At 46.5% G+C, this 8,613-nt stretch carries 8 protein-coding genes; 1 reads left to right on the forward strand and 7 read right to left on the reverse strand.

What is annotated here, in order from left to right; genetic code table 11:
* Nucleotides 1-1,058: PDZ domain-containing protein (locus tag VIP81_RS06625; protein ID WP_331957684.1), on the forward strand; the 1,058-nt coding region annotated here is incomplete at its 5' end.
* 31 nt (nt 1,059-1,089) lie between these two features.
* Here the strand turns inward: VIP81_RS06625 and VIP81_RS06630 are convergent.
* The 7 genes from VIP81_RS06630 to VIP81_RS06660 all read right to left on the reverse strand — a co-directional run.
* Nucleotides 1,090-1,542, reverse strand: coding sequence for a hypothetical protein (locus VIP81_RS06630; RefSeq protein WP_331957685.1), 453 nt, complete (start codon nt 1,540-1,542; stop codon nt 1,090-1,092).
* Nucleotides 1,543-1,653: 111 nt separating this feature from the next.
* On the reverse strand, nt 1,654-2,634 hold the full coding sequence (locus VIP81_RS06635; protein ID WP_331957686.1) for a DUF6268 family outer membrane beta-barrel protein: 981 nt from the start codon (nt 2,632-2,634) through the stop codon (nt 1,654-1,656).
* Between the two features lie 158 nt (nt 2,635-2,792).
* Nucleotides 2,793-4,034 carry a beta-ketoacyl-ACP synthase II gene (fabF, locus tag VIP81_RS06640; protein ID WP_331957687.1) on the reverse strand — a complete coding sequence of 414 codons (1,242 nt, stop codon included), beginning with the start codon at nt 4,032-4,034 and terminating at the stop codon, nt 2,793-2,795.
* A gap of 6 nt (nt 4,035-4,040) precedes the next feature.
* The gene (locus VIP81_RS06645) at nt 4,041-4,598 is read right to left on the reverse strand and encodes a TetR/AcrR family transcriptional regulator (RefSeq protein ID WP_331957688.1); all 558 of its coding nucleotides are present in this window, start codon (nt 4,596-4,598) and stop codon (nt 4,041-4,043) included.
* A gap of 69 nt (nt 4,599-4,667) precedes the next feature.
* Nucleotides 4,668-5,681 (reverse strand): hypothetical protein, encoded by a 1,014-nt coding sequence (locus VIP81_RS06650; protein ID WP_331957689.1) that lies wholly within the window; start codon nt 5,679-5,681, stop codon nt 4,668-4,670.
* On the reverse strand, nt 5,682-6,155 hold the full coding sequence (locus tag VIP81_RS06655) for a hypothetical protein (RefSeq protein WP_331957690.1): 474 nt from the start codon (nt 6,153-6,155) through the stop codon (nt 5,682-5,684). It lies immediately after the preceding gene.
* A gap of 184 nt (nt 6,156-6,339) precedes the next feature.
* Nucleotides 6,340-8,613 (reverse strand): ABC transporter permease (locus tag VIP81_RS06660; protein ID WP_331957691.1); only part of this gene is annotated, 2,274 nt, incomplete at its 5' end.

Consider the following 8,613-nt stretch of genomic DNA (forward strand, 5'->3'; position numbering starts at 1 on the left):
CCAGGGAAGAAGTAAGTTTCGTGATCAATGAAATGCTCGGCGAAATGAACGCTTCTCATACTTATAACTTCGGCGGAGATGTGGAAGACAGCAAAGCAGAAAATGTTGGCTACCTGGGCGTAGACTGGCAGGCAGTGGGTCAATACTATAAAATTAAACGGATTATCCGCGGCGCGCCATGGAACGCAGAAGCCCGCAATCCACTCGACGAACCCGGCGTGGGCATCAAAGAAGGGGATTATATTCTGGCGGTAAATGGCGAACCACTCACCACCGCACAGGAACCTTTCAGTGCGTTCCAGTCGCTCGCACGAAAAGTGGTGGAACTGACTTACAACAATCAACCTTCCTTCAATGGAGCTAAAACTGCCATCGTGAAAACGATCGGGTCGGAGTACCGCCTTCGTCACCTGGCATGGATAGAGAGCAACCGCAAACGCATTGCTGATGCCACAGATAACCAGGTAGGCTACATCTTCGTGCCCAGCACGGGTATAGACGGACAGGATGAACTGATCCGCCAGTTCAATGCGCAATGGGATAAAGCGGCACTCATCATCGATGAACGCTTTAATAACGGTGGACAAATTCCCGATCGCTTCATAGAAATGCTGAACCGCAAACCATTGGCCTATTGGGCTACCCGCGACGGTAAACCCGCACCATGGCCCGGATACGCGCATTTCGGTCCTAAAGTAATGCTGATCAACGGATGGAGCGGTTCCGGCGGAGACGCCTTCCCCGATTACTTCCGCAAAGCAGGACTGGGGCCCATCATCGGTACCCGCACCTGGGGCGGATTGATTGGTATCAGCGGCACACCCGGACTCATAGATGGAGGCATTATCACCGTACCATCGTTCCGCATGTTCGATAAAGAAGGCACCTGGTTCCGCGAAGGACACGGCGTAGACCCGGATATCGCTGTAGATGAAAACCTGGGCGATATGGCCAAAGGAATAGATCCGCAGCTGGAACGTGCTATCACGGAAATTAAAAATCTGTTGCAGACAAAACCTTATAAGGCCCCTGTACAGCCACCTTACGAGGTAAGATAACAGCGCAAAAAAAGAAAGCTGACCATCAGGGTCAGCTTTCTTTTTTTGCTATTTGTTGTAGTATGTTGTTTCCCCAGTGCAAATCCTCTTCCGCTACAATGATGGTGTTGAATTGATGACGATCCCCTTCCATGGCTACTCCAGGAGAATCATCTATATGCACATCAATATTAAACGCCGGCGGATATTTAGAAATAGCAGCGCCCAGTTTCCCTAATGTTTTATCATGCACGGACTTGTTGATGATCTTCTCCGGAAAAATACCATAGGAGAAAAACAACCGCCTGATGTAAGCAGGAGACCTGTAAGACGTAGTATAGATAAAGATTCGGTGATTCTTCGCTTTTAAAGCCTTTATTAATTCAATAGTGCCCGCTCTGATTTTTTCACGGCTGAAGAGCTTTTGCCATATTCCTCTTCGTTCAGTAGGAAATTGTTTCATACCCGGTATGAGGGTATCGTCGAGGTCGAATGAGATAATCATGAAATGTAACGCAGATCGTTGTTTTAAGCGCTGCTAAGATAATAAGTAAAACGTAATATCTGCCCCGCACCAATAAATTGATACAAGGCAGACAAGCTTTTTCTCCATTCATTAATGCCTTGACTGAAAATTCCATCTCAATCCGCCGCTGAAAAAATAATTGGTGGCAAGGCGGGCCTTCGGTTTATCGCTAAACATTTCCGACAATTTTTTCTCGGTGAAGCTGTTTTGATTCAACAGGAGCGCACCACCCGAGGCCACGAAATCTATGCGCTTACTCAGGTGCCAGGTGTTTTCCAAACCAATACTCATTTCACTATGCGCCAGGAGTCTTTTTTTATCCGCCCCTTTTTCCACATCATAGGCGGCGCCATTCATACGGAAGGCCAGTGCCAGATCAGTATATTTATTTAAGCTGCTGGAGATGCTTAATTTCTCCGGGAAATTAATGTCGACTTTATACTTGTTTTGTGTTTGCCACCTGATCATGAAGGCTGGGAGTAACATAGGCGTACCAAAGGTATTGGTGAACATAGCACCTATACCATAAGCAAACCGCGGGTTCACCTGCTTGATGAATAATACGCCGCCATTAATAAAAATATCGTTCCGGTCAATTTTTTCCATGTCGGTGTAAAGCCCTACAGACAATACACTCACCATGCCCCAACGTTTGTTGATGCTACGGAAATGTTGCACTGCGAGTTGTGTGCCCAGTAATTCTTCCGGAAAAATTTTGTCGTCATAATCTTTGTTGGTGAGTTGGGTGTAGCTGCCGGAAGCCGCCAGGGTCCAGTTTCTTACCATCCCGGTCGCCGTATCTATACGATTACTCAACATAAATGCAGCACCGAAATTATAGCGTATCTGTGCGGTAGTGGATTTTGTTTTTACACTATCTTCCCCCCTGATATAATGGGAAGCAGGTAAATAATCTACACTGAAGCCTATGCCGGGGCCATGCAGTGAAGTAGCACCTAACTGTGCCCAAAGGCGCTGTGCTGGCGTAAAGGATAATAAGGCGAGTAATAAACAGGTATACCCTTTCTTTTGATTCGACTGTTGTAAATGCGTTGGCTTGCGGCTCATCATGGTGTACTACTTGAAGTGATTTTTATTGCTTTAGAGTACGACAGCATGCGTCCTGTTTACCCCTACGTGGAGAGAATAATTTATTTTCGGAAATGATATATACAACAAAGGTGCGCCGTTATGTGTGCACCTTTGCGTTATTTTTTAGGAATAATAATTTATATTTTCCGGAAGACAACAATGCCATTATGTCCCCCAAATCCGAAGGTATTGCTCATGGCTACTGATACTTTTTTTTCTATCGCAGTTGTCAATACAATTTGTAATCCGGCAGGAATAGCGGCATCCAGCTGCTGGGTGTTGATAGTAGGGGGGATGATGCCCTGTTGAATACTCATCACGCTGGCGATGGCTTCTATAGCGCCTGCAGCGCCCAATAAATGCCCTGTCATGGATTTGGTGGCACTGATGTGTAACTGCGAAGGCGTATTGCCAAATAACTTGCCAATAGCCGCTATTTCACTCAGGTCACCTACAGGTGTGGAAGTAGCATGTGCATTTAGATAATCTACGTCTTCTTTATTGAGTCCGCCATCTTCCAGCGCGAGCTGCATGGCACGGAAAGCACCGAGTCCCTCCGGATGTGTGGCGGTCATATGATACGCATCTGCTGTCATGGCTGCACCTGCTACTTCCGCGTAGATATGGGCGCCGCGGGCTTTGGCATGTTCGTATTCTTCCAGGATCAATGCGCCGGCGCCTTCTCCCATTACAAATCCATCCCGGTCCACGTCAAACGGGCGGGAACCCGTGGTAGGGTCCTCATTACGAACAGACATCGCCTTCATGGCGCAGAAGCCGCCCACAGAAGCGGGTGTGATGGGGGCTTCAGATCCGCCGGTCACCATTACTTTCGCCTTACCTATACGGATATACGTTAATGCATCCATAATAGCTGTGTTGGAAGTGGCGCAGGCGGATACGGTGGTATAGTTAATACCCATCAGCCCATATTTAATGGAGATCATGCCGGAAGCCATATTGGTAATGAGCTTAGGCACAAAATAAGGGCTGAAGCGGGGATTGAAATCGCCGGCAACGTACTCTGTTACCTGCTCTTCAAAGGTTTGCATACCGCCCTGACCGGAGCCCCAGATAACGCCCGTATCAAAGGGGTCCATGCTGGCGAAGTCCAGCCCCGAATCCCTGATGGCCTGGTCGGCAGCCACCAGCGCATATTGTGTAAAAGGATCCGTTTTACGTACCTCGGCTTTATCCAGTAAAGTCCCGGCATCAAAGCCTTTCAGCTCATGGGCGAAGCGCGTACGGAAACGGCTGGCGTCAAAATGGGCAATGGTGGCGGCACCGCTTTTCCCGTTTACAAGACTATTCCAGAAATCCGTTACGTTGTTACCGATGGGAGATACCGTCCCCATTCCTGTAATGACAACTCTTTTCATAGTATGTTATTTTTGACACAGATCTTCCAGCAACTGATCCGTAATACTACGGAACGCTGCCGGTCCCATTACCCTGGATAATAGCAGGGAAGACTGTAAATTGGACATGATGATGAGGGCCCGCGCAGCGGCAGGTCCTTTAAAATGAATACACTTGTTTTTTCGACCCTGCTCCAGGCAGTTGGTCAGCCAGGATACAATGCCATCGGCCATTTCCTGCACCTTCGCCTGCATGGCAGGAGAGAACGTTTCAAAGTCGGTAGACAATGAACCCATCAGGCAGATGTTGCCCTGCTTATTGTGCTTACGGAACACCTCCACCAGTTTACCCAACTGCTCATTTTCCGGCAGCTGTTTCCATTTCCCGGTGCTGTGATTGAATTGCGCTATCTCCTGGTCAATCACTTCCACTCCCAGGTCTGATTTAGCCGGGAAATGATAATGTACCGCCGCATTTTTAATAGCCAGGGGGGCGGCAATGTCCTTATAGCTAAAGGCATTGAATCCTTTGGTTCTCACCAGGCGGTCGGCCATGGAAACGATCTTATCTTTTGTTGCTGACATAAATGTGCCTTTGGGCGACACAAATATACTTACTTAGTAGTAAGTAAGCAAATAAGGCAAAAAAAACGATTATTTGTAAGAGGATAACTTTTCTGCTATAAGCTGTTCTATCTGCAGGAATTGTTGGTGATTTTCCAGTAAAAGCGGGATATAATAGTCCTGCCGCGTAGTATGAAGTACAATGCTGTCACCCAGCCATTTGGACGGGATCAGGGCTACCTGCCGGATGTCTTTATAAGCGATGAAACGATATTTCTTACGGAAATAGAGGTCGATAATCCGGTTCTTGCTATTGCCCTGGCTCCAGCCAGTCTTTCCCCATGGCATATCTTTCATGAGCAAGCCATCTTTTCCAATTTCCAGTTGTACGATTTTTTGGCGGGCAATACGGAAACACAAATAAAGGAAACCTGTTCCCATCAACACCAGGATGCCGGAAAGCAGCAGGATGAACAGATCGGCATGGTGGCTCAGTAAATCAATGATCATACTAACAGACATCCACAACATTACACCTCCCATGAAAAGTAGTGCCCCTGCCAGTAAGGATTGTCTTACCGGTGAAATGTAAATAGCGGTACCATGGCCAGTTGGCGCCTGCAGCATTGTATCGGATGGAAAGCTTTCTTTTGCATCTTCCTGTGCATTACCTGTTTTAGCCGTGATCAAAGCTGCCAGGGTTTTAATATCTTTTCCGGAGAAGTTGTCCAGCCGCAGGTGTACGGACGCACCGCTCTTCATATACAACTCCAGCCGGTAATGTTTGGTCCCGTTGATGTCGCCCTCCGTCAATGTACAATAATGGATATCGCGATAGTAATAATGGGTTTCCCTGTTACTTAAATTCTTTGCTATGAGGCAGTCGGGGTAGGTGTCTATATAACCGATACTATCTGCTTTATACAAGGTATCATACACATACCACCCCATTCCTGCCAGCAGTAAGGCGATAAAATAGTAAGCAGGGATTTCATAGTTTAGATTGGGGACGAAGTACCAGTATAACAGGTAGGTGAAGGCAGCAAAAATGAAGAACAGTACAATCAACTTATAATGGCGGAAGGAGAAACGCTGTTCTTTCATTTATTCTGCTTTTGAGTTGGCCACGATATATGGCACAATGGAATCCTTGTAAAATCTTTCTGCTTCTTTAGCGGCTCCGGGCAGGGTTTCAAAATAAATCTTATTGTCTGCCTTGTTTTCAAAGCCTACAAATGTATAAGGGCCATAGTCCTTGAAATTTAGGTTAAATGAAAAGTGGGCATAGGTTTCATTGGTTTGTATAATATAAAACCGGCTTTTGCTGAACTTTACGTTTACCTGGTGTATGCCCTTTGGAATCTTGATGATCCCGGTAGGAAATACGGTTTTTACTTCCAGACTGTCGATACTGGTAATCTCAATATTATTACCCGTATACAGGGCTACGCTGCTGTCACCGGGTATCATGTGCCCCAGTGAACGGATATTACTGCGTCCTTGGATTTCTGTACGTGCAAAGAAAAACAGACCTAATAGCACGAGCAGAATGTAGATGATGTTCTTCAATATTTTCATCGGTCAACGGTTAAAATCTACCGCTAAACTAATCACTCCATTTTTTCCTGACCGGGTATAATGCATATTCGAGGGGAACCAATGTATATTCGTCTTACCTGGTTGTATCGGCGTGATAAAAAGCAATGGCCGGCCCGTAGTTTCCTACCAATGGCCGGCCATCACAGCTATATTTCTTAATGAATTATTCTGCTTTTAAGCTTTTTACGGGGTTCATCAAGGCCGCTTTGACAGACTGGAAGCTGATGGTCAGCAAAGCAATCAGCATGGCCGCCAGTCCTGCCAGGGCAAATACCCAGTAGTGGATCGTTACCCGGTAGGGGTATTTCTGCAGCCATTGGTCCATGGTATACCAGGCCACCGGAAAGGCGATGAGGGCGGCAATACCTACCAGCTTCAGGAAGTCGGCCGACAGTAAACGGGTGATGCCCGTTACACTGGCGCCCAGCACTTTGCGGATGCCAATTTCTTTTGTTCTGCGTTCTGCTGTATAGGCTGCAAGGCCAAATAAACCAAGACAGCTGATGATGATGGCCAACGAGGCAAACAAGCGGGAAAGCTGCTGCATCAGGGTTTCGTTTACAAACATCGCATTGAACTGATCGTCCACAAACCGGTAAGTAAAAGGATAGGCCGGGTTATATTGCTTCATCACGTTACCAATTTTAGCAATGCCGGCTTCCTTATCTGCATTGGCATTCATGCGCACATACATCAGCACGGCATACTGCGGCATACAATAGAATACCACCGGATCAGGTTTACCATACATGTTGCCATATACATAATCTTTTATTACGCCCGCCACCCTGGAATGAACAACAGAGTCGCCATGGGGAGTCAGTACCATTTTGCCAACGGCACTTCCTGGTCCCATGATCTTTTCCAATGATTGGGTAATGAGTACATCCGTCCCATTGGAGGCAACGTCCGGCTTGAAATCACTGCCGGACACGATTTCCATCCCGGACGTACTAACATACTCCGGGCTGATAAGCCTTTGGGAAATAAGAATTTTATCCGTTTCGGGCTTGCCTTCCCAGGTGATATCGTTCGTGTTATTGCCACCGTCAATGGTAGTATGATCTGCCAATGCCACATTTTGCACCGTTCCCGTGGCCAGCAATGCATTTTTAATGGATGGGAAATGCGCCGCCATATTCCCCTTCAGTTCCATAGAAATCAGGTTGTCCTTGTTGAATCCCAGGTTCCTGCTTTTCACATGTTGTATTTGCTGGTAAATGATCGCAGTACAAATGATCAGGATAATAGAAACACTGAACTGTGCTACCACCAGCCCCTTGCGGATAAAAGAGGCACTACCGGCCTTAATTTTCATGCCTTTCAATACAAAAACAGGATTGAAAGAGGAGAGGTATAACGATGGATAACTACCCGCTACTACACCACAAACGATGGTGATTAACAGCAACCACACGATGTGCATCGGATTGCCAAGGCCTACCACCAGGTGCTTATCTACCAAAGCATTAAAACCCGGTAATACCACATACAGTAATATTATTGATATACCCGCCGCCAGCAGCGACATAAACAAGGCTTCACTGATAAACTGCACCACCAGCTTACTTTTTCCTGCTCCCATCACTTTGCGGATGCCGACTTCCTTCGCCCGTTTTTCACTCCGGGCAGTGGCCAGATTCATGAAGTTAATACAGGCTATGAAAAGAATAATCCAGGCAATCAATGAAAACAGATGTACATACTCAATGCGTCCTCCGCTTTGTTTCCCATTGCTGAATCTCTCCCGCAGGCGCCAGTCGTTCATGCTAAATAAAAAAGCATGATTAATAGAACCGGGTGCATGCTGACCTATATAACCATACAACTGACGGTTAATAGCTGCGAGATCCGCATTAGGAGCCAGTTCCACAAAAGTGCTCACCGAGTTGGAACCCCATCTTTTTATGTAATCATTGGCGTTGGCGAATATCTCAAAAGGAGCTACCCAGTCAAACCGGATACTCGAATTTTCCGGTATATCTTTTATCACACCAGATACCACATAAGGTTGTTTATTATCGACCAGCACGGTTTTACCAATTACATTTTTGGTGTCGCCAAAAAATTTCCGGGCGGTTTTTTCTGTAATAACGATTGAATATAACTGTGGAAATGCAGTAGCGGCATTGCCTGCAATAAATGGCAGCGTGAAAATATTAAACAGGCTGGAATCTGCGTATAGGCCTTGCGCATATAATGCCTTATCACCGATCGTAAACAATGCATTCGTTAATTCTTCTGTGCTGCGGCAGGTTTCACGAAGGCCCGGTATATCCGCTTTAATGGCGGGCGCCATCGGACCCGGAGTAGACGAAAAAGTGCGGATGCCATCGTACTCCCAGTTCTCCATCACCTGATAAATCCGGTCTTTCTTCAGATGCGTATTATCAAACGTCACTTCATCTTCTATCCATAAAAAAATAACAGCTGCACA

It is taken from the genome of Chitinophaga sp. (assembly GCF_036566945.1).
Lineage (GTDB): Bacteria > Bacteroidota > Bacteroidia > Chitinophagales > Chitinophagaceae > Chitinophaga.